This is a genomic window from Microcoleus sp. BM001215392, assembly GCF_036700185.1.
In the GTDB taxonomy this organism is placed as follows: domain Bacteria; phylum Cyanobacteriota; class Cyanobacteriia; order Cyanobacteriales; family Microcoleaceae; genus Microcoleus.
This window is the reverse complement of record NZ_JAUBOJ010000316.1, coordinates 1-1,276: the sequence shown is the minus strand read 5'-3', so window position 1 is coordinate 1,276 and position 1,276 is coordinate 1. Positions and strand designations below refer to the sequence as shown.

Annotated in this window: 2 protein-coding genes; one reads left to right on the top strand and one right to left on the bottom strand. The window is 44.0% G+C overall.

All coding sequences use genetic code 11. The features are described from left to right. Window positions 1–290 precede the first annotated feature (290 nt). Complete coding sequence (locus QT974_RS25915) at window positions 291–728, bottom strand: hypothetical protein (protein ID WP_333471283.1); 438 nt, start codon at window positions 726–728, stop codon at window positions 291–293. 83 nt (window positions 729–811) lie between these two features. On the opposite strand from QT974_RS25915, the gene QT974_RS25910 reads away from it, so the two are divergent. Further along, window positions 812–1,240: a hypothetical protein gene (locus tag QT974_RS25910; protein ID WP_333471282.1), complete on the top strand. Its 429-nt coding sequence runs from the start codon at window positions 812–814 to the stop codon at window positions 1,238–1,240. The last annotated feature ends 36 nt before the right edge of the window (window positions 1,241–1,276 follow it).

Genomic DNA, 1,276 nt, shown 5'->3' with positions numbered 1-1,276 from the left:
CGCACAAATCTTAACTCTTCTCTTCAGTCCTCTTTTAGAGGACTTTCGCTATGAGACGGGGGTTAAAAACCCCCGACGGACTTTTGCTATGATGCAAAGATTTAAACCCCCGACGGACTCAATACTCAATACGGAGTCGCTGCAATTGTCATCGTCTTTTTCTGCACATCAAACTGCATTTCATCGACGACAAATTGCCGTTTATTTTTTCCATCTCCAACCATAACTGACCTGATACTGTCCAACTTGTCAACAGAAAGAACAGACCCTAGCTTCACATCCGCTTGACCTTAATTCGGATCTAGCAAGCGAAAAGCGTTCATGGGAATACTGCGCCAAGTCTCTGGACGACCTTTCGCTGGAGTGCCATCGCCCCGCACAACTGGCCCCCCATTACTGCGATAAACCACCGCACTTTTGGAAAACACGATTTTATCAATTTGACCCAACGGGATTGATACCTTGTCCTGTCCTCGCTGAATCGATATTTTTTGCGTTTTCTCGTCAATCTCTACAACTCTACCGCTTTGCGGTGTGCCCTTTTTCATAGAAATTTTTGCATCCGTCGGCAACGCTACGGGTATCGGCTGACTAGCGTTAGCTTGTGCTTGTACGGATGCCAAATTCTGTTTTTGGACTTCCTGACTGGCCGCATTAACTTGTGCAGCCATACCCGCTGTTGCCGTAAAAAGTGCTACAACTACAAATGAAAGTGTTTTCCGTTTCATAGTCCCCCTAGACCCCCTTCAAGGATAGGCGTTAATCCCCTAATGTCTTGAAATTGTACTCCACATCCCTTGAAGGTGATTCCGTGACTGCTTCTCCCCAACCTACTCCCGAATCGAATATTTTAGGCAACTTTGCCAGCGTTGTTGGCTTACTTGGTGCCGCTTTGTTTTTCACCGGCTGGATTTATCGCTGGTCTTATTTTTCCTGCTTTCAGCTAAATGTAATTACCCTCGATTTACCAGTCGAATCGTTTTTCATAGTACCGCTTCAGGTGTTTTTAGGTGATGGCTGGACAATTGTCAAAAGTGCGATCGCCCTTCTGCTCGCAGCCATTGCAATTTATCACAGTTTGTGGCTGCTTAATAGTATAAGTAAGAAAATTGCTGCTACACTTAATTGGACAATTGCAAGGTGTGTTTCCTATGCTATCACGAGAATATTATGGCGAATCACCGGCATTCTGAACTCTTGGCAACAATTCAATGTCAATAGATATAGCAAGTCTAAATGATTCACAAAATTTTATTAAATACAATAGTTGTGGAGT